The following is a 21839-nucleotide window of genomic DNA, read 5'->3' on the forward strand; positions in this document are numbered from 1 at the left end:
ATCGAAACTTCGCATCGTGGATAACTTCTTCTGCATTGCGATAGGGTTGGGTGTCATCTTTCGTCGGACCAGGAGTGCCCCATGACTCGACTGCAGGCCGGTCAGCCGGCCCCCGCCTTCACCCTGACCGATGCCCGTCAGCAGCAGGTCAGCTCGGCCGACTACGCCGGCCGGCACCTGATCGTCTACTTCTATCCCAAGGCCGCCACCCCGGGCTGCACCACCGAGGCCTGCGACTTCCGCGACAACCTGGCGTCCCTGGAGGCCGCCGGTTACGCCGTCGTCGGGATCTCGCCCGACGAGCCCGAGGCGCTGCGGACGTTCATCGACGATCAGGCACTCACGTTCCCGTTGCTCTCCGACACCGACCAGTCCGTGGCGCGCGCCTACGGCACGTACGGCACCAAGACGCTCGGCAACCGCACCGTGGAGGGCACGCTGCGGTCCACGTTCGTCATCGGTCCCGACGGCACCCTCGCGCACGTCGCCTACGAGGTCGACGCACAGGGCCACGTCGCCGAGCTGCGGCGCACGCTCGGAGTCTGAGCACGGTCACACCGACGACGCGGGTTCCGGCCTGAATCGGCCGGGACCCGCGTCGTCGAATGGTCGCCCGTGCAGTCCGGCTCTGGGGCGTGCACCGACCGGACGGCGACCGGACGGCGACCGGCGGCGCGGCCGAGCCGGAGCACCGGCCGCCGTGGCGATCACCGGCCGTCGCGGTGCTCTCTGCGGCCCGGCATCCGGCCGACAGCAGCGCCGAACCCGCGCAGCGCTCGTCACTCCTCCCGGGAGCCCCCGGAGCCGGCCTGCACCGGTACCCCCGCGGCGAGGCGGCTACGGTCGCTCGCGATCCGACTCCCCACGGTCTCCAGCAGCTCACGTGCCCGGGCCATCGACTCCGTCTCGTCGGCGGCCAGGTCGCTCAGCGCCCAGACGCGGTCGATCCCCGCGGCCGCCGACTGTGCCGGGTCCAGGACGTTGCGCCCGCATACCGCGACCACCGGGACGCCGCGGCGGGCGGCGCACCCTGCGACCCCGACCGGGACCTTGCCCGCCAGCGACTGCGTGTCCAAACTGCCCTCGCCCGTGACCACCAGATCCGCGGTCGCGACCTTGTCCTCGAGCCCCACGAGCTCGGAGACGACCTCCACGCCCGGTCGGCGGACCGCCCCGAGCAGTCCCAGCGCGGCGAAGCCGACACCACCCGCCGCCCCCGCGCCGGGTTCGTCCGCGGCGCCGACGACCCGTTCGGACCAGGCCACTCCCCCGGACCGCCGCGCCGCCTCCGCCAGGATCGGCACGGCCCTGCGGAGGGCCTGCGCGGTGCGGCGCACCTGCTGCGCGTCGAGTCCCTTCTGCGGACCGAAGACCTCGGCCGCCCCACCCGGGCCGGCCAGCGGTGAATCCACGTCGGCGGCGATGACGATCCGGGTGTCCCGCAACCGGGGATCCAGCGTTCGCAGGTCCGCCGCGGCGAGGTCGGCCACCCCCGCCGCCCCCTCGGTGACGGGCCGTCCTGAGTGGTCCAGCAGCCGGGCTCCGAGCGCGGACAGCAACCCCGCTCCGCCGTCGCTGCAGGCGCTTCCGCCGAGCGCCAGCACGATGCTGCGCGCTCCACGGTCCAGCGCCGCCCGCACCAGTTCCCCGGTCCCGCGGCTGGTGGCACGCATGGGATCCGCGTCGGGGCCCATGTCGCCCAGCCCGGATGCCTCGGCCAGCTCCACGACCGCGAGCGTGCCCCCGGTCCCGGCACGGGTACCCCACCGTGCCGGGACCGGTCGCCCGTCCGGGCCGGTGACCCGGTGGACCTCGATGTCCCAGTCCGCCTCCCCGTCCGCGGTCACGGCCGCGAGTGTGCCCTCGCCCCCGTCCGCCATCGGGACGGCCACCACCCGGGCCGACGGTGCTGCCCGGCGGATCCCGGAGCTCAGCGCCGCCGCCACGTCCCGGGCGGGGACGGAGCCCTTGAACGTGTCCGGAGCGATCACCACCGTGCCCGGTGATCGGCCCGCGCACCCGCCCGGTGACCCGCCGGCCGCCGCCCCCGCCATCGGCGTCACTCCGAGACGGCGAGCGCCGTGAGCGCCGTGGGCGCGTCCTCCGGCCGCTCGGCCATCGGCTCGAACTCGTTGATGGCGCTCAACGAGGTGCCCATCGAGATGTTGGTGACACGCTCGAGGATCACCTCCACGACCACCGGCACCCGGTACTCCTCGGCCTGGCTCACCGCCTTCTCGAGGGCCCCGCGGATCTTCTCCGGGTCCTCGACGCGGAGGGCCTTGCAGCCGAGCCCCTCGGCGACGGCGACGTGGTCCACGCCGTAACCGGCGTTGCGCCCCGTCGCGTTGATGTTGTCGAAGGCGAGGGAGACCTCGTAGTCCATCTCGAAGCCGCGCTGGGCCTGGCGGATCAGCCCCAGGTACGAATTGTTGACCACGACGTGGACGTACGGGATCCGGTGCTGGGCACCGACGGCGAGCTCCTCGACCATGAACTGGAAGTCGTAGTCGCCCGAGAGCGCGACGACGGTCGTGTCCGGCAGGGCGCGGGCCACCCCGAGCGCCGCGGGCCCGGTCCATCCGAGCGGCCCTGCCTGGCCGGCGTTGATCCAGGACCGCGGCCGGTAGGCGTGCAGCATCTGCGCACCGGCGATCTGGCTGAGTCCGATGGTGGTCACGTAGGTGACCTCGCGCCCGAAGGCCGCGTTCATCTCCTGGTAGACCCGCTGCGGCTTGATCGGCACGTCCTCGAAGTGAGTCTTGCGCTGCAGCGTGCCCTTGCGTGCGGCGCACCGGCGCGCCCAGTCGGCGAAGCCGAGCCCGCGGCCGCCCTCCGCTCGACGGCGCGCGGCCGTCAACAGGGCCTCCAGCGCGGCTCCCGCGTCCGAGACCACCGAGTAGTCGGGCGCGAACACCCTTCCGATCTGGGTGGGCTCGATGTCGACGTGGATGAAGCGCCGTCCCGACCGGTAGGTCTCCAGGTCGCCTGTGTGCCGGTTGGCCCAGCGGTTGCCCAGACCCAACACCACGTCGGATTCGAGGAACGTGGCGTTGCCGTAGCGGGTGTGGGTCTGGATGCCGACCATGCCCGCCATCAACGGGTGGTCGTCCGGGATGGCACCCCAGCCCATCAGCGTGGGCGAGACCGGGATGTCCAGCAGCTCGGCGAGTTCGACCAGCTCATCGGCCGCGTCGGCGTTCAGCACGCCCCCGCCGGCGACGATCAGCGGCCGCTCGGCCTCCGCGAGCATGTCCAGGATCTTCTCCGCCTGGGCCTCGGTGGCCCTCGGCGTGATCACCGGCAGCGGCTCGTAGGTGTCGATGTCGAACTCGATCTCGGTCTGCTGGACGTCCAGCGGCAGGTCGATGAGCACCGGCCCCGGCCGCGAGGACCGCATCAGCTGGAAGGCCTTCTGGAACGTGCCGGGGACCTGGGCGGCCTCCAGCACCGTCTTGGCCATCTTGGTCAGCGGCGCCGCGATGGAGGCGATGTCCACCGCCTGGAAGTCCTCCTTGTCCAGCACGGCCACCGGCGCCTGTCCCGTGATGCACAGGATGGGCTGCGAGTCGGCCTGCGCGGCGTAGAGGCCGGTGATCATGTCGGTGCCCGCTGGGCCCGACGTCCCGATGCAGACCCCGATGTTGCCCGGGGCAGCGCGGGTGTAGCCGTCGGCCATGTGGGAGGCGCCCTCCACATGGCGCGCCAGCGTGTGGCGGATCCCTCCGCGGGCCTTCATCGCCGAGTACAGCGGGTTGATCGCCGCACCGGGCAGCCCGAAGGTCTCCACAGCGCCCTCCTTCTCGAGGATGAGCGCTATCGCATCAACTGCGCGCATGCGTGTCATCGCGCGCCTCCTTCTCTGTGGGACGTCTGCTGGGATGTGGATCGTGGCTGGGTGGTTGGGACACGACCACGGATCCGCCGCCGGTCAGGCGACGTTCCGCGTGCTGCCGGAGTCCCCTGAACCGCTGGAGAGCTGCTCGACGAGGGTGAACAGCCCTGAGTGGTCGAGGTGGCCGTTGCCCTGCTGGACCGTCGCGGCGACCAGCTGGGCCACGGACGCGGCCAGCGGCGTCGCGACGCCGGCTTCGCGGGCGGCGGAGGTGACGATGCCCATGTCCTTGTGGTGCAGCTGGAGCCGGAAGCCCGGCTCGAAGGAACGGTCGAGCATCTTCTGGCCCTTCTGGTCGAGCACCTTGGAACCCGCCAGCCCACCGCCGAGGACCTGCAACGCCGCCGTGGTGTCCACGCCGTACGCCTCGAGGAAGGCCACGGCCTCGGCGAGCGCCTGGATGTTCACCGCGACAATGAGCTGGTTGGCGGCCTTGACGGTCTGCCCGGAGCCGGAGGGGCCGACGCGCACGATCGTCTTGCCGACGGCGTCGAAGACCTCGGCCATGGCGTCGAAGTCGGCCTGCTCGCCGCCGACCATGATGGACAGCACGCCGTCGATCGCGCCCTGTTCGCCGCCGGAAACCGGGGCGTCGAGCGGCTTGAGACCGGCCTCGCGGGCCTGGCGGGCAAGCTCGATTGCCGTGTCCGGACGGATCGTGGAGGCGTCGATCCAGGTGGTCCCCGCCCTGGCGTTGGCGAGGATGCCGTCGTCACCGGTCAACACGGCCTCGACGTCCGGGGAGTCCGGGACCATGGTGATGATGACGTCGGCCTCGGCGACGGCCTCGGCGATCGAGCCGGCGGCGGTGCCGCCCGCGGCGGCGAGCGCCTTCGCCTTCTCCGGGGAGCGGTTGTAGCCGCTGACCGCGAAGCCGGCGCCGACAAGGTTCTTGGCCATCGGCAGGCCCATGATGCCCAGTCCGATGACGGCGATGTTCTTGCTCATGAGTTCGGTGTCCTCTCGACGTGTGTCCCCCACGCCGGCCTCCCCCGGCGCGGGGCGGGTGGTGCGATGTATGCGCGTCCGCGCGGGCCGGTGATCAGCCCAGCGAGCTACCGGCGGGCTGCCGGAGCCAGTCGAACGCGGTGTCCTGCTCCTGCTTGTATTCCAACGCCACGGAGCCGGTGTAGCCGCGGGCGTAGGCGAGGTCGATCCACTCCTGCAGCGGCAGGTCACCGGTGCCCGGCGCGCCGCGGCCCGGGGAGTCGGCGATCTGCACGTGACCGAACTGCGGCGCGTGCTGCTCGATGACCGCGGCGACGTCGTCGCCGTTGACGGCCATGTGGAAGAAGTCCGCCAGCAGCGCGACGTTGGTCGCCCCCGCTCGGTGGACCTTCTCGACGACGGCGAGGGCGTCGGCGGCGGTCTTCAGCGGGTAGGCCTCCGCGCCGGACACCGGCTCGACGAGGACGGTGCCGCCGATGGGCGCCACCGCCTGGGCGGCGGTGATCAGGTTCTCGACGGCGAGCTCGTCCTGGGCCTGCGGCTCCTGGTCGCCCTGACGCAGCCCGTACAGGGCGTTGAACGCCGTGCAGCCGGTGCGACGGCCGATCTCGGCGGCGAGGGCGGCGTTGTCGGCGAATTCGGCGCGGTGGCCCGCCACCGAGACCATGCCGCGGTCACCGCCCGCCATGTTGCCGGCCCAGAAGTTCAGGCCTGCCAAGGAAACCCCGGCGGCGGAGAGCGAATCGACGAAGGCGTCGACGTCGGCGTCGGAGGGGTGGGGCTCGCCGTCGAACGGCCACCAGAACTCGACGCGGGTGAAGCCGGCACGGGCAGCCGCCGCGGCGCGATCGACGACCGCATGCTCGGTCAGCAGTGTCGAGCAGTTGACGATGTAGCTCTCGGGTGAGGTGACGTTCATGCGCGATGCCATGAGGGCCTCCTGTGGGGATCTCGGTGGGACACCTGAGTGGGACATCCAAATGCGGAGAACTCCACATTGTGGAAGTTTGACTCCGTAAGATGAAAAAAGCATAGGGCGGGGGCCGAAGCGTGGTCAACCACCCCACTCCGGTCGACCCCGGACGACGGACGGATGACCGACACCCCCGGAGACATTCCGGACCGGCGGCGCGGCCAGCCTGAAGTCGCCGTGGAACCCGCCGCGAACAGGGACGATCCGATTCACATCAGAAGCGCGGCCGCCGTCACGCCGGTCGCTCATCGCTGAACTCGCAAGGCGTCGGCGCATCGCCTGTTGACCGCGAGCAGGTGACTGAATCACCATACGGAATGCCAATATCGCATCGCGGAGTTCAAGCTTCGACCGTGCAAGACCGCCGCCCCACGGCCTCCGGCGCCCGCGCCGCCGCGAGCCCCATCGATGCCGTACGACCCGGGCGGCGGTAGGCACGACACCTCAGAAAGGTGCTCAACGATGAGCAAGAAGACCTCCCGAGACGCGCAGCCGCGGCAGGCGAACCCGCCCTCCCCGGTGCGCCCGGAGGATGAACGGCTGCCCCTCGGCAAGCTCGCCACGTTCGGGTTGCAGCACGTGCTCACGATGTACGGCGGGCTGATCGCCGTCCCCCTGATCGTCGGCGGGGCCGCCGGGCTGAGTGCCGACCGCACGGCGGTGCTCGTCACCGCGAGCCTGTTCATCGGCGGCCTGGCCACGGTGCTGCAGAGCGTGGGACTACCGTTCCTCGGCTCCAAACTGCCCCTGGTGCAGGGCGTGTCCTTCGCGTCGGTCGCGACGATGGTGGCGATCCTCGCCGGACCCGGCAACGACCTGTCCACGGTGGCGGGCTCCATCGTCGCGGCCAGCATCCTGGGTTTCGTGGTGGCGCCGTTCTTCGCCCGTATCATCCGGTTCTTCCCACCGGTGGTCACCGGAGTGGTCATCACCGCCATCGGCCTGACGCTGGTACCGGTGGCCGCGGACTGGGCGATGGGCGGTGACTCCGAGTCCGACGACTACGGTTCGCTGGCCAACATCGGCCTGGCGTTCCTGACGCTCGTGATCATCCTGCTGCTGAGCAAGGTCGGCTCGGCGACGCTGTCGCGACTGTCCATTTTGCTGGGTCTCGTCGGCGGAACCCTCGTCGGCGCACTGCTCGGGCTGACCGATTTCAGCGAGGTGGGCTCCGGCTCGCCGGTCGCCGCACCGGAGTTCCTGGCCTTCGGCGTGCCGGAATTCGACATCGCCTCGATCATCTCGATGACCATCGTCATCCTGGTGATCAAGACCGAGACCGCCGCCGACATCATCGCGGTCGGCGAGATCATCGGCACGTCGGTCGACCGCCGCCGGATCGCCAACGGTCTGCGCGCCGACATGCTCTCCTCGGCCGCGGCCCCGCTGTTCGGTTCCTTCACCCAGTCCGCCTTCGCCCAGAACGTCGGCCTCGTGGCCCTGACCGGGGTCAAGAGCCGCTTCGTGGTCGCCAGCAGTGGTGTCATCATGATCGTGCTGGGGCTGCTGCCGATCTTCGGCCAGGTCATCTCGGCGATCCCGATGCCGGTGCTCGGCGGGGCCGGCGTCGTCCTGTTCGGCACGGTGACCGGGTCCGGCATCCGGAACCTGCGCAGCGTGTCCTACGACGGCAACATGAACCTCATCATCGTGTCGACCTCGCTGGCGTTCGCGATGATCCCGGTGGTGAAGGAGGACTTTTACCACCACTTCCCCGAGTGGTTCCAGACGATCTTCCACTCCGGCATCTCGTCGGCGGCCATCATGGCGGTGCTGCTGAACCTGTTGTTCAACGAGCTCACCGCCGGCAATTCCCGCAACCCGTCGGTGTTCGCCGCCAAACCGGTGCGGGTGCTCTCCCCGTCGGATCTGCGGGACCTGCGCGAAGGCGACGTGTTCGTCGACGGGCGGTTCGTCGACTGCGACGGCGAGGAGGTCCCGCTGGTGCCCGACGACAAGCTCGAGGAGGTCCGCGCGAAGATCGAGTGCGGCGAGATCACCGACACCAGCCAGATTCCCGAGGTGGTCGCCCCCGACGGAGACGACCCGTCGGATGCAGGACCCGACGGCGGCGGCACCGGACGCACCGACGAGACAGGCGCCGCGCAGGAGCCGCCCCGGCCCCGGCGCGAGCCCCAGGTCCACGGCACGGCCGAACGCCAGGACTGAACCGGCCGCACACCGGCCTGCCGGACGCGGGTACGGGCACGGGGCGGCGACGAACATCCGGGGCCGAGGTGCAGCACGCACCTCGGCCCCGCCATCGTGTTGCGCTTTCCGGGGGCCGTGTCGCGCTTTCCGGGGGCCGTGTTGCGGATGTCGGGGCTCGTGTTGCGGGTTCGGGGTGTGCGCCTGTTGCGGGTTGCACGCCGCGGCTTCGAGACACGGCGGCAGCCGTCGTCCCCGCTGCCGTTACGCCGGCGCACGCGACACGGTCCGGGCCCCACGGACCCCCGGAACCGTCGGCCCACCGGCCCTCCCCAAACCGGCTGCCCGGGGAGCGGCTGTCCACGAACGACGGTCCGGACACGACGGCGCCCGGGCCGATGTGCGAAACCTCGGCCCGGGCGCCGCAGACCGCCGCGACGAACCGGCGACGAAACCGGCAGCTGCCGGCGGAACGACGCGGTGGTCAGCCTGCCGTCGCGCTCACAGCATCACTTGCCGGTTGACGTCCTTGTAGAGCAGGTAACGGAAGGGACCGGGGCCACCGGCGTAGCAGGCCTGCGGGCAGAAGGCGCGCAGCGAGAGGAAATCCCCCTCCTGGACCTCCACCCAGTCCTCGTTGAGCCGGTAGACGGCCTTGCCCTGCAACACGTACAGCCCGTGCTCCATCTCGTGCGTCTCGGAGAAGGGAATCACCGCGCCGGGCTCGAAGGTGACGATGTTGACGTGCATGTCGTAGGCGACGTCCTGCGGATCGAGCAGCCGCGTGGTGCGCCACCGCCCCTCCGTGCCCGGCATCGGGCTGGGCTCGATGTCCTGTTCCCGCCCGACGACGGGGCCGGGCCGCCTGCCCGGCAGCGGCTGGTGCCGTTTGCGCAACCAGTGCAGCCGGGCCGGCTGCTCGCCGGCGGCGTGCAGCGTCCACGCCGCCGCAGGCGGCACGAAGGCGTATCCGCCGGGGCCGAGACGATGCGCGGCGCCGTCGAGGGTCAGGTCCAGCTCGCCCTCCATGACGAAGAGCAGACCTTCGACCTCCGGCTGCGGCTCGGGATCGTCGGAACCGCCGCCCGGGGAGATCTCGAGGATGGTCTGCGAGAAGGTCACCGCTCCCCCGGCGACCGGCCGGTGGAGCACCCACGCCCGGGTGTCGCGCCATTCCGGCAGCACGGTGGTGACGATGTCGCGCAGCACCCCACGCGGGATCACCGTGTATGCCTCGGTGACCCGCGCCCGGTCGGTGAGCAGGTCGGTCTGCGGCGGGTGGCCGCCGTGCGGGGCGTAGTAGCCGGTCGTGGCCGCGGGCCGCTCCGGTGCGTCTCGATGGTCTGCCACAGGGGCTCCTTCCTCGAAGGGACGACGGTCAGGGAACCGAATGTGCTCAGCCGGGCATCCTCGTCCGTCCGGTGCGTGTGAGGTGTTCCAGCTCCTCCCGGTCGATGCCGACCGAGCACTCCAGGTCGGCGACGGCGAGTGCGCCGCAGTCGAGTCCGCGGCGGATGTGGCCTGCGAGGGCCATCGCGGTCGCCGGTTCGTCGAGCACCGCGCCGTGCTCGCGGCGGACGTAGGCGCGGAGCCGGGCGGCGGCCGGGCCGAAACCGAGCCGGAAGAAGTGGAAGGTCGCCAGGTGCCGCGTGGGCAGGTGGTGCGGGTGCATGTCCCAACCCTGCCGGATGCCGTGCTGCAGTTGCCGCCGCACCAGCGCGGCGTGCAGGTCCCAGGCGGCCAGCACGGCGTCGTCGTCGCCGAGGGGCAGCACGTTGGTCGACCCGTCGGAGATCTCGACGCCGGTGCCTGCGACGGCCAACAGCATCTGGTGCTTGGCGACGTCGGCCACCGGGTGATCGGGCGCCTGCTGCGCCGCCGGCACTCCGACGGCGGCGCTGTAGTCGAACGTGCCGTAGTGCAGCCCGGTGACCCGGCCCTCGCCGGCCCGCACGGCCGCGGCCAGCGGCACCGTCCCGTCGGGCCCGAGGATCAACCGTGGCGTCTCGACCTGGATCTCAAACCCGATGACGCCGTCGCCGAGGCCGTGGGCCCGCTCGAGCGTGCGGCAGACCTGCACCATGGCGCTGACCTGTTCTGGGGTGGAGACCTTCGGCAGTGTGATCACCAGGCCGCGCGGCCAGGTCCCTGCGGCCTCGAGCACGTGGGCCACGAACAGGTCGAGGGTGCGCAGTGCGCGGCGGCGTACCGGGGCCTCGAAGCATTTGATCCGCAGTCCGATCCGGCGAGGAGCCGGCGCTCCCGATGTCCGGCCGACGCGGCGGCCCGCCTCGGCGGCCCAGTGGTCCTCCTCCTCGTCGCTCCGGTCGCCGAAACCGTCCTCGAAGTCCAGTCGCAGGTCTTCGATCGGCTCGCTGTGCAGCTTGGCGGTCACCGCCTCGGCGAGCCCGGCGGCCGCCTGCTCGCGGGCTGCCGCACCGGCCGGTGAGTCCGGCGCCGATCCGGTGGTGCGCACCGGGCCGGGCTCCCGTTCCGCGGCGCGCAGCACACGCTCGGCCAGCGCCTGCATACCGCCGTGTCGCTCGACGGCCGTGAGGGCGCGCTCGCCCCATTCCCCGGGCAGGCCCGGGTGCCAGGAGTCGGCGGGGACGTAGACGGTGTGGACCGGCTGCGGTGCGGCGACCCCGTCGTGGCGGGCTGCCAGTTCGGCGTCGACACCGGCCAGACGCGTATCCAGGTCCGCGGCGAGCTCCTCGCCGAGCACGCCGTGGAAACTCGGCGCACTCATGCACTCGCCCCCTCGGCGACGACCGGGGCGTGGTCCTCGACGACCTTCGCGGCGGACCGTGCCGCGACCGCGTCCCGGCGCGCGGCCTCGGCGACGGCGGCTGCGACGCGCTCGGCCACCCCGTGTTCGAAGACCGTGGGAATGATGTGGTGCGGATTCAGCGCCTCGCCGGAGATGCACCCCGCGATCGCCTCGGCGGCGGCGACCAGCATGTCATCGGTGATGTCGCTGGCCCCCGCGTCCAGCAGGCCGCGGAAGAAGCCGGGGAAGGCCAGCACGTTGTTGATCTGGTTCGGGTAGTCGCTGCGCCCGGTGGCCACGACGGCGGCGGTGCGGCCCGCCACCGCGGGGTCGACCTCGGGGTCCGGGTTGGACATCGCGAAGACCACCGCGTCCGAGGCCATCGCCGCGATGTCGGCGCCGTCCAGCAGGTCGGGTGCGGAGACACCGATGAACACGTCGGCGCCGACCACGGCTTCCTTCAGCGTGCCGGTGACGCCCTCCGGGTTGGTGTGTGTGGCCAGCCAGCCGCGGTGGGCGTCGGCGTACTCGGCCCGCGGGTCGAGCACACCACTGCGGCCGCAGACGACGATGTCGCGCGCGCCGGCGGCCTGCAGCAGCTTCGCGATGGCGTGGCCGGCCGCGCCGGCCCCGGAGATCACGATGCGGACGTCGTCGAGCCGCTTGGTCACGACCTTCAGCGCGTTCCTCAGGGCCGCCAACGTGACGATGGCGGTGCCGTGCTGGTCGTCGTGGAACACCGGGATGTCGAGTTCCTCGCGCAGCCGGGCTTCGATCTCGAAGCAGCGGGGCGCGGCGATGTCCTCCAGGTTGATGCCGCCGTAGGCCGGGGCGAGAGCCTTGCAGATCGTGATGATCTGCTCGGTGTCGCGGGCGTTGAGGGGTACCGGCCAGGCGTCGACGCCGGCGAACTCTTTGAAGAGCACGGCCTTGCCCTCCATGACGGGCATGGAGGCCTCGGGGCCGATGTCACCGAGTCCCAGCACCGCGGAGCCGTCGGTGACGACGGCGACGGTGTTGCGCTTGATGGTGAGCCGGCGGGCGTCGGCGGGGTTGGCCGCGATGGCGCGGCAGACGCGCGCGACGCCCGGGGTGTAGGCGCGGGAGAGGTCGTCGCGGGTGCGGATCGGCGCCTTCGGCGTCGATTCCAGCTTGCCACCGAGGTGGACCAGGAACGTGCGGTCCGAGGACTTCTTCACCGTCACGCCCTCGAGTGCGGAGAGGACGGAGGCCACCTCTGCGGCGTGCTCGGCGCCGAGGGTGTCGCAGGTGATGTCGACGAGCAGCTCGTTCTGAGCGGCTTCGACGACGTCGAAGGCGGTCAGCGCCGCGCCGGCATCCGCGACCGCCGCCACCAGATCGGTGGCCGACGACGGTCCGGCGGGTGTCGCCACCCGCAGCGTGATGGAGTGTCCGGGGCTCGGCTGTGTCATGGAGTGGGCCTTTCCGATCAACAGTGATCATCGTTCCACAGGGAGGTTCAACACCGGAGGGTTTTCCGCAATGCGAACTATACTCTCCGCGATACGGTAACTTAGATGGCTCTCGCCGCCCACCCCACAGCGCGAATCCGGCCGCACCGCAACGCCCCGTCGGGGCTCGGAGGCCGATACCGGATAGAGTCGGACACACCAGAGTCGATCTAGAGTGCCGGTGGAGCCCGCCGCGCCCACTCCCGACCTCGAGGAGGACGCCGACGCCATGGTCAGCAGCACCCCTGCCGACCGGCCGACGCGCGGCGGAGTCCAATCCGTCGAGCGCGTCTTCGACCTGCTCTCGGTGATCGCCGCCTCCGGTGGCCGCACCACACTCAGCGAGCTGGCCGCGGCCGTCGACCTGCCGATTCCCACGATCCACCGCCTGCTGAAGACGCTACTCGGCATCGGTGTGGTGCGGCAGCTACCCGACCGGGGCTACGCCCTGGGCCCGGAGCTGGCACGCCTGGGCGAACTCGCCGGACGTCAGCTGGGCGCGCTCATCCGGCCTCATCTGCGCACGCTGGTCGATCAGCTCGGCGAGAGCGCCAACGTCGCCACCCTCGACGGCGACATGGTCGTCTACGTCGACCAGGTCCCGTCGCCGCACCAGATGCGCATGTTCACCGAGGTGGGCCGCCGCGCCCACACCCACGACACCGGCGCGGGCAAGGCGATCCTCGCGCAGCTGCCCGTCGAGCAGGTCCGCCAGATCATCAACACCGCCGGCCTGCCGCCGCACACCGATCACAGCATCCGTTCGCTCGAAGAACTGGAGGAGGAGCTCGACCGCATCCGCGAGCGGGGCTACTCCGTCGACGAGCAGGAGCAGGAGCTCGGAGTGCGCTGCTACGCCACGGCGGTGCCGAACGCGCCGACGCCGCTGGCGATCTCCGTCTCGGGTCCCACCAGCCGTGTGGGCGAGGACTTCGCCGATCGCGCCGTCCCGCTACTGCAGCGCTGCGCCGAGCAGATCTCCGAGGCCCTCGCGCAGGCATGACCAGCCGGCTCCGCCGACACGCACATCGCCCACCGGCCCATCACCCCGACAGTTCATCACCCCGGCGACGCATCGCCCCACCGGCCCGTCACCCGGCAGTGCATCGCCCCACCGGCGGCCTGGCCGTCGCCCGGACGCGCGCCGAGGAGGCAACGCGGCCGGGCGACGAGTCGCGCCGGCTCAGCAGAAGCCGTTGACGACGGCCCAGACATCCGGCCGTTCGGTCGCCTCCTCGCGCGCGATGGTCGCCTCGATCAGGCCGTAGGGCCGGTCGGCGGCGTAGAACACCTCGTTGGGGTTCTCCAGCCCGAACGGCGAGAGGTCCGAGACGAAGTGGTGCTTGTTCGGGCAGGAGAAACGGATCTCCTCGATCTCGTCGACGGCGTCGATCACGTTCTGACCCATCTGGTACAGCGTGTGCTGCAGCGCCTTGGAGTAGTGGTCGGTGAACGTCGACAGGATGATGCCGCGCACCTGCCGGTAGACCGCGTCGAAGTCCACGTCGGTGGTGTTGTATCGCCAGCGGGTCGAGATGTCGGTGGCCAGGATCCGGTCCTCGGTCTCGCCCAGCGTCGTGTACTTGTCCTTCGGATAGCCCACGAATCCCGACTCCGTCGTCTTGAGCACCGTGAGCCCGTAGAAGCCGGCGACCAGCTGGTCGTCGGCGCCGTCGCGCACCAGCACGGCGGTGCGCACCTCCGGCTCGGAGCGGAAGAACGAGTGGTCGTGGCCGTCGATCCGCGACCAGCCGTACTCCTCGGCGGACCAGCGACCGCCGGTGACCCAGTCGAAGGAGGCGGTGAAGTGGCCCGCCAGGGTCAGCAGGAACCGCTCGGGCGAGTCGACACCCTCCTCCTTGGCCTTGGCGAAGACCGTGTTCTTCTGGGTGTCGGTGGCGACCACGTGCCCGTTGTCGCCTTCGGTGTGCGCCGCCTCGAAGTCGCCGTGCAGTTGCGAGGTGACGTTCAGATCCCGCAGTTCGTGGCGCGGGGTGTCCCGGTACACCCGGACCACGTGGTTCTCGGCCTTGCCGTACTGGTTGCTCGTGAGCTTCACAGCGCTCATCGCGTGCTCCTGTTCTCGAAGGATGTCCCGCGCCAGCCGCCGGGGAACGCCGCGTGGCCGAGTGCTCCCTCGTGCCCGATCCGCACCGTCCCGCCGACTCCTGGGTCAGCTGCCGCGATACGTGGAATAGGCGAACGGACTCAGCAGCAGCGGGATGTGGTAGTGCTTCTCCCCCGGCTGCACCGTGAAGTCCACGGTCACCGACGGGTGGAAGTGCGCCTGCCCCCGTGCGGCGAAATAGGAACCCGTCCGGAAGGTGATCCGGTAGTCGCCGGACTCCAGGGTCTGTGGGCCGAGTTCGGAGACGCGACCGTCCTGGTCGGTCCGGGCTGCGGCGATACGCGCGCCGTCGGCGGCGTACAGCTCGACGTCGACGCCGGCGGCGGGTGTGCCGCTGGTGGAGTCGAGCACGTGGGCGGTGATGAAGCTCATCGGAGAAGTCCTTCCAGTCGCAGGGCGGCGATCTGCTCGAGCTGCTCACCGGTCTCGGCGAGCTCGTCGTCGGGATCCTGCTCCAGCCGGCGTTCGAGTTCGTCGAGGATCTCGCGGTGACTCCGGCCTGCGGCGCGGATGAGGAAGACCCGCCCGAAGCGCTCCTCGTAGGCGGCGTTACCCGCGGCCAGACGCTGTTCGACGTCGGCGTCGGCCTCCCCGAGTCCCGCCTGCTCCCGGCGGGAGTGGCGGGCCTCGGCCGAGCCGCCCTTCGACCGCTCCCCGATCCTCGGATGATGGGCCAGAGCGGCCTCGATCTCCGCGGGCCGCAGCGGGTGCGCGACCTGCCGCGCCGCGGCCACGCAGGACTCGACGTCGGTGTAGGGACGCCCGTCGGCCACCGCGTGGATCCAGCGGTCGACGTCGAGGCACGGCCGGAGCGCCTCCACCGCCTCAGCGACGGCGAGGCTGTTGAACTCCTCGAGCGTCATCGACTCCTCTTCTCGCATCACGGACTAAAACTTTCGCTATCCGTAACTTTGAGCCGCGGCTCTGGGAGATGTCAAGGCGCCGAGCCGACCGAGATCGCACGCGGCCCCGGGAATGAGCACCGGAAGGTTCGAGACCAGGAACGGGGCGCCCGATCACCCCGGGACACGGGCGGCGACGGCGGACATCGGCGGCGGGCCGCGCGTCATCGCGGTCGCCGTGACACCAGCCGGGACGGCCGGTCGAACCACCGATCACACCCGTGCGATACAGCTCCGGCGCCCGCCGGGACCCGGACGGACCGCCCTCACCACGACCGCGTCCACGGGAACGGTGCCGTCACGGGAACCACACCACCCACGGGAACGCAGTCCTCCGGCGCCTGCGGGCACGAATCGCCCCGCCCTCCCCTGCGCAACCGTCCGAATCGGACAGGTGATCGCACCGAATCCGGCGCACTAACGGCATTTGTTCGTCCGACTAGCGGTAGGTCACGTGGTCGGCGGTCGGGCCGTCGAAGTGGCCGTGTTCGTTGAACGACACGAGCGTCAGGCCCGAGCGGCCGGTGGCGAGCTTGCTGATCCCGGCGTTCACCGCGACGCGGCTCAGCGGCACCAAGTGGGTCTCCGGAGTGCCGAGCAACAGCCCGCACAGCGTCGCGATCACACCGCCCGAGGTGAACACGACGGCCTGCTCACCTTTGCCGAGCGCGCCGGCCACCTCGGTGACGGCTGCCTCGACGCGGTCGCGGAACGCGGTCCACGTCTCGGCCGCATCACTTTGCGTTCCTGCGGCCGCCCACGCCGCGAGCGCCGCCTCCAGCACGCGCTGGAAACTCCGCGGATCCTGCGCGTCCTGCGGCCTGCCGTCACCGTGCGCGCCGAGGACGTCGCCGTCGGCGTACTCGTTCCAGCGCGGGTCCTCGGTCACCGTGACGCCGGGCGCACATTCGGCCAGGGCCAGCTCCGCGGTGTCCCGCTGCCGGGACAGCGAACCGCACCACGCCTGGTCGACCCGCACCTGCCTGCGCGCCAGCTCGACGCCCACCAACCCGGCCTGCTCGCGGCCCAGGTCGGACAGCTTGTCGTAATCGGCTGCCCCGAACGACGCCTGCCCGTGCCGCACCAGGTGGATCGCGCCCATCAGACGAGCTTCCGGAACACACCGACCGGTAGCGCCTTGAGCAACACCGACAGCGGCGTCCAGGGCCACGACGGCACGTACGCGGTGGCGCGCTCGGATTCGACGGCCTTCACCATCGCGTCGGCACCGCGGTCCGCTCCGGCGACCAGCGGGGTGCGCCCACCGGAGCGCGAGGTCATCTCCGATTCGATGAAGCCCGGCAGCACGGTGCTGACCCGGATCGGGGATCCGTACACGTCGGCCCTGATGCCGTCGGCGAGCGCCGCCGCACCGGCCTTCGACGCGCCGTAGGCCGTCATGTTGCGCGGCATGCCGCGGATCGCACTGAACGACGACACCACGACGAGGTGGCCGGCGTTCTGCTCCCGGAACAGTTCCATCGCGGCCTCGCACTGCGCCAGGGCTGCCACCAGATTGGTCTCGATCGTCTGGCGGTTCGCGGCGAAGTACCCGGTGCCGATCGGCTGTCCCTTGCCGAGACCGGCGTTGACGATGACCCGGTCCAGTCCGCCGAGCTCGTCGGCCATCGATCGGAACACGGTGAACACGTCGTCGTGGGCGTTCACGTCGAGACCGGCCACCGCCACGCGGATTCCGGGGTGCCGTTCGGTCAGTTCCGCTGCCAACGCGTCCAGCCGGTCGGTGCGGCGTGCGCACAGCGCCAGGTCCCGGCCCGCGGCGGCGAACCGCCGGGCCATGCCCTCGCCGAGCCCCGAGCTGGCGCCGGTGATCAGGATCCTCTTCCGGGTGGTCATGCGCCGAACTCTGCCATGCCCGCCGCCGCGTGCGGAGTGTCGGTGACAACACACTCCCGCAGCGGACAAGGCCAGGTGCACGACGACCGGTGGCCCGGCGCCGTCGGGCGCCGGGCCACCGGTGCAGTCCGCCCGCTGCCGCGGGCTTCACTCAACAGCCGATCACTGCTGCACCGTGTTGAGCAGGAGGTTCGGCGTGGCGCCGGTCGGGTTGGTGATGACGTCCGGCGTCGCCGACGTCGTCAGCGCCTCGGACACCTCGGCCGGGGTGGCCTCCGGGTTGTCGGCCAGGTACAGCGCCGCGGCACCGGCCACGTGCGGAGCGGCCATCGACGTGCCGGACAGGGCCGTCTCACCGCCGCCCATCTGGGCCGACACGATGTCCACGCCCGGGGCGTAGATGTCGACGACCTCGCCGTAGTTGGAGAAGTCGGCCTGCTCGTCCTGCTCGCCCGAGGCCGCCACCGTGATGGCGTCCTCGACCCGCGCCGGCGAGCTGCCGCTCGCATCGGAGCTCTCGTTGCCCGCGGCGACGGCGAACGTCACGCCGGCGTCGATCGCACCCTGCACCGCGGTGTCGAGAGCCTCGTCAGGGGTGCCGCCGAGGCTCATGTTGGCCACGGCCGGACCCGAGGCGTTCTCGGCGACCCACTCGACGCCGGAGATCACGCCGTCGGTCGTGCCCGAGCCGTTCGCGTCCAGCACGCGCACCGGCACGATGTTCGCACCCTTGGCGACGCCGTACTCGGTGCCGGCGACCGTGCCGGCTACGTGCGTGCCGTGGCCCTGCTCGTCGTCGGCGTCATCGTCGTTGTCGATGAAGTCCTTGCCGGGCTGCACGCGGTCGCCGAAGTCCTCATGGCTGGCGTCCACACCGGTGTCGATGACGTACGTGGTGACGTTGTCGGCCGGCGTGTTGTAGGTGTACGAGTCGTCCAGCGGCAGCTGCGCCTGGTCGATGCGGTCCAGACCCCACGACGGGGTCGGCGACTGCGTCTCGGTCGCGTGCACCCGCTGGTTCTGCACGACGTAGTCGACGGACGGGTCGGCCGCCAGCCGCTTCGCCTCCGCCTCGTCGGCCTTGACGGTGAAGCCGTTCAGCACGGTGTCGTAGGTCTTCGACACGTTCGTGCCGTACTCACCGGCCAGCTGCGTGGCCATCGTCGACACCGAAGCCGTCTTCGTCCCGTCCTCGAGGACGACGATGTAGCTGCCGTCGACCGCGTTGGGCGTGTTCGCCGAGAGGATCTTCCCCTCCGGCGCCGCAGCGGCGGACCCCAGGCCGGCCGCGACCAGTCCGGTCACACCGGCCGCCACGACGCCCACGTTCAGGCTCCGCCTCAGCTTGCGAGAGTTACCCATTCGGATTCCTTCCGTTATCCCGGCAGGTTCGCGACTCATGCAAGCGGCGCGGTAAGCCCAGTGGCAATGATTCACAGTTACCAGTTGTGGACTGAACACCGTAATGAGCGATAGTCCGAATGGTCTAAATGTCACTATGTGCAGTCAACCACTGACGCGTTACAGGATCCTGCTAGCGTTGTCCATATCGTTATCGGTGCGGCATCGGGAGGCGATCCGGCACGTGAGTGGCACCGCGTTCTCGGCGGCCCTGCGCTCCGCCATCGCCACGAGCGGACTCGGTCTGGACCGCATTCAGGCACGACTTCAGGATCACGGCATCACGATCAGCGTCACCGCGCTGAGCTATTGGCAATCCGGAAAACGACAACCGGAACGCCAGAGTTCGATCTCCGCGGTGCGCACGCTCGAAGAGATTCTGGACGTACCGACCGGCACCCTGCTCGGTCTGCTGCCCCCGCCCCGGCCGCGCGGCAGCACGTCCCGGCGCAGACTCGATGACCGCTCACGGCGCCTCAGCCTCGACGATGCACGCGACGTGTCGCTCGTCGGACTGCACGACCACTGCGTGGTCACCGAGGGCGACCTGCCCGGGGAAGGTGCACACAGCACCGTGACGGCCAAGGCCGTCTTCCGCGCCCGCGCCGACGGCCAGGACCGCTGGTTGCTGGCCTACCGACAGGACGGCTCGGACGACGAAGCCCCGGAACTCACGGCGTTACGGAACTGCTCGGTGGGCCGCATCGAAGCCGACCCCACCACGAACCTCACCCTCGCGGAGCTGATCTTCAGCAACGCGATCGACACCGGCGAGACGCATCTCGTCGAATACTCGCTGTCCTATCGGCACGATCCGTGTCCCGACACCCGGAAGGCGCATTTCCGGGAATTCTGGGAACCCATCCCCGAATACCTGCTCGAAGTCGATTTCGAGCAGGCACATCCGCCCGAGCAGTGCTGGCGGTATTCCTACCGCAACCACGGCGGCACGGCCGAGTCCCAGGACGTCACACTCGACGACCTGGGGCGCGCACACGCCGTCGCCGTGGATTTCGGCCCCGGAGTCTTCGGGATCGGCTGGCTGTAGCGACTTTCGTCGGTCCGATCACCGAGCGTGGCCCGCCGAGTGTGATCGCCGCAGGCGACGTCGGTCGCACCAGATTGCCGGATACCGCACCACATATCCGATTTCGCCGCCGTCGTCCGATTTCGACGGGAACTTCCGTCGGTACCCGTACTCCTCGATTGCCCCGGAGCCGGAGAAATCCGAACCGGACCGTGGGCGGCCGAACGCGAAACGGCGCCGGAATCCCGCGGATTCCGGCGCCGTGACAGCGGTGGATGCTCAGCCGAGCTTGTCGCGCAACAGTTTCCCGGTCGCGTTCCGAGGCAGCGCCTCCACGAACTCCACATCCCGCGGCACCTTGTAGCGGGCGAGGTTGTCCTTGACGAACGAACGCACCGCGTCGGCATCCAGTGTGGACCCTTCGCCCCTCGCCACGACCGCCTTGAGTCGCTGGCCGAACTCCTCGTCGGGCACGCCCACGACCCCCGCCTCGAGAATCTCGGGATGCTCGACGAGCAGGTTCTCGACCTCGATGGGATACACGTTCTCCCCGCCGGAGACGATCATCTCGTCGTCCCGGCCGTCGATGAACAGCAGCCCGTCCTCATCGAAGTGGCCGACGTCGCCGCTGGCAAGCAGGCCGTCGATGATCTCCTTGTTGCGGCCGTCGGTGTAGCCCTCGAACGCCAGCCCGCTGCCGACGAAGACCCGGCCGGTGACGTGCGGGTCGGTGATCCGGGTGCCCCGCTCGTCGTAGAGCGCCACCCGGCAGCCGACCGGCGGCCTGCCGACCGTCCCCGGTGCCTTGGCCCAGTCCTCGGGCGTGGCCACTGCCGCGACCGCGACCTCGGTCGAGCCGTACAGGTTGTGGATCACGGGGCCGAAGACCTCCGTGGCACGGTTGCCGATGTCCGGAGGCAGCGCCGAGCCGGCCAGGAAGATGATCCGCAGGCTCGAGGTGTCGTACTTGCCGATGATCTCGGGGCCCAGGTCGATGATCCGCTGCAGCATGGTCGGCACCAGTACGAGAGCCGTGCAGTCGTACCGCGAGACCCCGCGCAGCGCCTCCTCCGGATCGAACTTGCGCCGCACCACGACCGTGTTCCCCAACGCGAGCGACAGGATGAACTGGGAGATGCCCGTGCCGTGGAACAGCGGGGCGCCCATGTAGGTCGCCTCGCCGACCCGCAGTGGGATGCGGTCGAGGAACTGTGCCGAGTCGAGCCCGGAGATCTTCGGCCGCGGCGCCCCCTTCGGGGTTCCGGTGGTGCCGCTGGTGAGCAGCACGAGCCCACCCGGCTTCGGCGGCGCTTCGGGAGCCGTGTCGTCGGTGCCGTCGATCAGCTCGTCGACGGTGGTGACGCCGCCGGTCGCAGCCGGGTCGTCGACCCAGCCGAGGTAGCGGTCCACGTTCTCGATGCCGCCGAGCAGCTCGCCGAACTCCTCGTCGTAGACCAGCACCCGCACCTTCTCCCGGGCGGCGACGTCGGTCAGCTGGGGACGCGCGAAGCCGGTGTTCATCAGCAGCAGCGCCGCACCCAGCTTGTTGGCCGCGAGCATGGTCAGCACCAGACCCCGGTGGTCCCGGCACAGCGCGGCGATGCTCGCGCCCGGACCCACGCCGCGGTCGGCCCACGCGCGGGCGAGCGCGTTCGACTTGCGCTCGAGTTCGTCGAAGGTCAGCGGGCCGCGTTCGTCGACGAGGCCGATGTCGGCCGGGTTCCGGCGCGCGGCGATACGGACCGCACCGGCGATCGGGCCGTACGTGCTCGTCAGGACGAGCGAACGCACACCCTCGTCCAGGCGGGGAAAGGGCAGCAGGCCGGCCCGCCACATGACTCCGACACTGCGCGCCTTCTCCGTCACACGCGTGACCAGCTCTGATACCGCCGGCGGCGTCTTCATCCGCGCACCTCCTCGGGCTCGTCCGGCATAACCTACCGGGTAGTAGGGCAATCGGATCAACCCTCGCCACGGTGAACGTTCCTGTGGAGTAACGGACGTCTCACCCACATCACCTCTGCACCGGGATCGCCGACGCACGGGGAGGCACTCACGGTACGACGCCGGCCGCGGAGCGGACTGTCGGTGGCGGGGAGCAGAATCGGCGGCGTGCATGTGATCGTCGCCCGGGACTCCGCAGGCCGCTTCTCGCTGCGCATCCCGGACGGCGAGTTGACCGCCGAGGACGGGCCCGTACTCGACGACGAGGTCCGCAGCGTCGGTGCACTCTCTCGGGACTGCGCACTCGCCGGGGACGGTGCCCTCGCCGGGAACGCTGCCCTCGCCGGGGACGGTGCGGTCTCTGGGAGCGGTGT

General features: G+C 70.6%; 18 protein-coding genes. 4 read left to right on the forward strand and 14 right to left on the reverse strand.

Going from position 1 to position 21839, the window contains the following annotated elements; genetic code table 11:
* Positions 1-81 precede the first annotated feature (81 nt).
* Positions 82-546, forward strand: a complete 465-nt coding sequence (bcp, locus tag FB384_RS21600) for a thioredoxin-dependent thiol peroxidase (protein WP_183786647.1) — start codon at positions 82-84, stop codon at positions 544-546.
* A 233-nt stretch (positions 547-779) separates the two neighbouring features.
* On the opposite strand, the gene FB384_RS21605 is transcribed toward bcp, so the two are convergent.
* The 4 genes from FB384_RS21605 to FB384_RS21620 all read right to left on the reverse strand — a co-directional run bounded on the left by FB384_RS21605 (position 780) and on the right by FB384_RS21620 (position 5774).
* A complete protein-coding gene (locus FB384_RS21605) occupies positions 780-1991 on the reverse strand; it encodes a glycerate kinase (protein WP_221213526.1) in 1212 nt (403 codons plus the stop codon).
* Positions 1992-2059: 68 nt separating this feature from the next.
* The gene (gene gcl, locus FB384_RS21610; RefSeq protein WP_183786649.1) at positions 2060-3847 is read right to left on the reverse strand and encodes a glyoxylate carboligase; all 1788 of its coding nucleotides are present in this window, start codon (positions 3845-3847) and stop codon (positions 2060-2062) included.
* Between the two features lie 84 nt (positions 3848-3931).
* Positions 3932-4876: a 2-hydroxy-3-oxopropionate reductase gene (locus FB384_RS21615; RefSeq protein ID WP_323985395.1), complete on the reverse strand. Its 945-nt coding sequence runs from the start codon at positions 4874-4876 to the stop codon at positions 3932-3934.
* 61 nt (positions 4877-4937) lie between these two features.
* Entirely contained in the window at positions 4938-5774 is an 837-nt protein-coding gene (locus tag FB384_RS21620) for a hydroxypyruvate isomerase family protein (protein WP_228726578.1), read from the reverse strand.
* A 504-nt stretch (positions 5775-6278) separates the two neighbouring features.
* On the opposite strand from FB384_RS21620, the gene FB384_RS21625 reads away from it, so the two are divergent.
* Positions 6279-7985, forward strand: a complete 1707-nt coding sequence (locus FB384_RS21625; protein ID WP_183786651.1) for a nucleobase:cation symporter-2 family protein — start codon at positions 6279-6281, stop codon at positions 7983-7985.
* 480 nt (positions 7986-8465) lie between these two features.
* Here FB384_RS21625 and FB384_RS21630 read toward each other — a convergent pair whose 3' ends face one another.
* Genes FB384_RS21630 through FB384_RS21640 form a run of 3 tightly spaced genes read right to left on the reverse strand, consistent with a single transcriptional unit; the run spans position 8466 to position 12167 of the window.
* The gene (locus tag FB384_RS21630; RefSeq protein WP_183786652.1) at positions 8466-9314 is read right to left on the reverse strand and encodes a bifunctional allantoicase/(S)-ureidoglycine aminohydrolase; all 849 of its coding nucleotides are present in this window, start codon (positions 9312-9314) and stop codon (positions 8466-8468) included.
* A 46-nt stretch (positions 9315-9360) separates the two neighbouring features.
* A complete protein-coding gene (locus tag FB384_RS21635; RefSeq protein ID WP_183786653.1) occupies positions 9361-10713 on the reverse strand; it encodes a DUF6986 family protein in 1353 nt (450 codons plus the stop codon).
* Entirely contained in the window at positions 10710-12167 is a 1458-nt protein-coding gene (locus tag FB384_RS21640; protein WP_183786654.1) for an NAD(P)-dependent malic enzyme, read from the reverse strand. The genes FB384_RS21635 and FB384_RS21640 overlap by 4 nt, the downstream gene beginning before the upstream one ends.
* A 214-nt stretch (positions 12168-12381) precedes the next feature.
* Between FB384_RS21640 and FB384_RS21645 the strand changes: the two genes are divergently transcribed.
* Positions 12382-13209, forward strand: coding sequence for an IclR family transcriptional regulator (locus tag FB384_RS21645; protein ID WP_323985396.1), 828 nt, complete (start codon positions 12382-12384; stop codon positions 13207-13209).
* 180 nt (positions 13210-13389) lie between these two features.
* On the opposite strand, the gene pucL is transcribed toward FB384_RS21645, so the two are convergent.
* From pucL to FB384_RS21675, 6 genes are all read right to left on the reverse strand, one after another.
* The gene (gene pucL, locus FB384_RS21650) at positions 13390-14274 is read right to left on the reverse strand and encodes a factor-independent urate hydroxylase (RefSeq protein WP_183786655.1); all 885 of its coding nucleotides are present in this window, start codon (positions 14272-14274) and stop codon (positions 13390-13392) included.
* Positions 14275-14379: 105 nt separating this feature from the next.
* Complete coding sequence (gene uraH / locus FB384_RS21655; protein ID WP_183786656.1) at positions 14380-14706, reverse strand: hydroxyisourate hydrolase; 327 nt, start codon at positions 14704-14706, stop codon at positions 14380-14382.
* Positions 14703-15215, reverse strand: a complete 513-nt coding sequence (gene uraD / locus FB384_RS21660) for a 2-oxo-4-hydroxy-4-carboxy-5-ureidoimidazoline decarboxylase (RefSeq protein ID WP_228726586.1) — start codon at positions 15213-15215, stop codon at positions 14703-14705. The genes uraH and uraD overlap by 4 nt, the downstream gene beginning before the upstream one ends.
* A gap of 460 nt (positions 15216-15675) precedes the next feature.
* Positions 15676-16338 (reverse strand): histidine phosphatase family protein, encoded by a 663-nt coding sequence (locus tag FB384_RS21665; protein WP_183786658.1) that lies wholly within the window; start codon positions 16336-16338, stop codon positions 15676-15678.
* Entirely contained in the window at positions 16338-17093 is a 756-nt protein-coding gene (locus FB384_RS21670; protein WP_183786659.1) for an SDR family oxidoreductase, read from the reverse strand. Before FB384_RS21670 ends, FB384_RS21665 begins: the two co-directional genes overlap by 1 nt.
* Before the next feature lie 162 nt (positions 17094-17255).
* On the reverse strand, positions 17256-18455 hold the full coding sequence (locus FB384_RS21675; RefSeq protein WP_183786660.1) for a S8 family peptidase: 1200 nt from the start codon (positions 18453-18455) through the stop codon (positions 17256-17258).
* Positions 18456-18678: 223 nt separating this feature from the next.
* Here FB384_RS21675 and FB384_RS21680 point away from each other — a divergent pair, with 223 nt between their 5' ends.
* The gene (locus tag FB384_RS21680) at positions 18679-19542 is read left to right on the forward strand and encodes a hypothetical protein (protein ID WP_323985397.1); all 864 of its coding nucleotides are present in this window, start codon (positions 18679-18681) and stop codon (positions 19540-19542) included.
* 258 nt (positions 19543-19800) lie between these two features.
* Here the strand turns inward: FB384_RS21680 and FB384_RS21685 are convergent, their stop codons facing one another.
* The gene (locus FB384_RS21685) at positions 19801-21426 is read right to left on the reverse strand and encodes an acyl-CoA synthetase (RefSeq protein WP_183786661.1); all 1626 of its coding nucleotides are present in this window, start codon (positions 21424-21426) and stop codon (positions 19801-19803) included.
* Between the last annotated feature and the right edge of the window lie 413 nt (positions 21427-21839).

Origin of the sequence: Prauserella sediminis (assembly GCF_014195435.1) — a bacterium.
GTDB classification, from domain to species: Bacteria; Actinomycetota; Actinomycetes; order Mycobacteriales; family Pseudonocardiaceae; genus Prauserella; species Prauserella salsuginis.

Coding starts and splice junctions, on each gene's coding strand:
- uraH (WP_183786656.1), bottom strand. CDS start 14,706: ATGAGCTTCATCACCGCCCACGTGCTCGACTCCACCAGCGGCACACCC.
- pucL (WP_183786655.1), bottom strand. CDS start 14,274: ATGAGCGCTGTGAAGCTCACGAGCAACCAGTACGGCAAGGCCGAGAAC.
- FB384_RS21670 (WP_183786659.1), bottom strand. CDS start 17,093: ATGACCACCCGGAAGAGGATCCTGATCACCGGCGCCAGCTCGGGGCTC.
- FB384_RS21625 (WP_183786651.1), top strand. CDS start 6,279: ATGAGCAAGAAGACCTCCCGAGACGCGCAGCCGCGGCAGGCGAACCCG.
- FB384_RS21640 (WP_183786654.1), bottom strand. CDS start 12,167: ATGACACAGCCGAGCCCCGGACACTCCATCACGCTGCGGGTGGCGACA.
- FB384_RS21665 (WP_183786658.1), bottom strand. CDS start 16,338: ATGGGCGCGATCCACCTGGTGCGGCACGGGCAGGCGTCGTTCGGGGCA.
- gcl (WP_183786649.1), bottom strand. CDS start 3,847: ATGACACGCATGCGCGCAGTTGATGCGATAGCGCTCATCCTCGAGAAG.
- uraD (WP_228726586.1), bottom strand. CDS start 15,215: ATGCGAGAAGAGGAGTCGATGACGCTCGAGGAGTTCAACAGCCTCGCC.
- bcp (WP_183786647.1), top strand. CDS start 82: ATGACTCGACTGCAGGCCGGTCAGCCGGCCCCCGCCTTCACCCTGACC.
- FB384_RS21685 (WP_183786661.1), bottom strand. CDS start 21,426: ATGAAGACGCCGCCGGCGGTATCAGAGCTGGTCACGCGTGTGACGGAG.
- FB384_RS21635 (WP_183786653.1), bottom strand. CDS start 10,713: ATGAGTGCGCCGAGTTTCCACGGCGTGCTCGGCGAGGAGCTCGCCGCG.
- FB384_RS21675 (WP_183786660.1), bottom strand. CDS start 18,455: ATGGGTAACTCTCGCAAGCTGAGGCGGAGCCTGAACGTGGGCGTCGTG.
- FB384_RS21620 (WP_228726578.1), bottom strand. CDS start 5,774: ATGGCATCGCGCATGAACGTCACCTCACCCGAGAGCTACATCGTCAAC.